Source organism: Blautia sp. HCP3S3_D9 (genome assembly GCF_052063845.1).
Lineage (GTDB): Bacteria > Bacillota > Clostridia > Lachnospirales > Lachnospiraceae > Blautia_A.
Genome location: NZ_JBQHWS010000292.1, coordinates 1 through 328, shown reverse-complemented (window position 1 = coordinate 328; position 328 = coordinate 1). Strand labels below are relative to the sequence as shown.

1 protein-coding gene is annotated in these 328 nt (G+C 42.4%); it reads left to right on the top strand.

Translation table 11 applies throughout. The annotated features are described in order from the left end of the window. A partial coding sequence (locus tag ACTNES_RS20970) for a helix-turn-helix domain-containing protein (protein ID WP_441040587.1) occupies positions 1–242 on the top strand: 242 nt, incomplete at its 5' end. Positions 243–328: the final 86 nt, after the last annotated feature.

Below are 328 nucleotides of genomic sequence, written 5' to 3'. Positions count from 1 at the left end.
TTCGGCTATCCGAGTATAATCATGCTGAAACCATAAGAGAAGGGATAGATGAAGCTATGGAATATATGTCTGCACCGCAGGCAGCGGAAAAATGGGGCATTTCAGAAAGGCGAGTACAGATACTTTGCAAAGAAAACCGAATACCGGGTGCTTCTAAACTTGGGTATATGTGGCTGATACCAAAGGATGCTGAAAAGCCTGTTGATGGACGCAGGAAGTCTTTCGGAGACAAGAAAGAATAGCACGCTTCATCGGAAATTCAAAAAACTATGATACACTACAGACTTGGAGGTGGAATAATGCAGAAAATTTTAGTTGTTGAGGACGA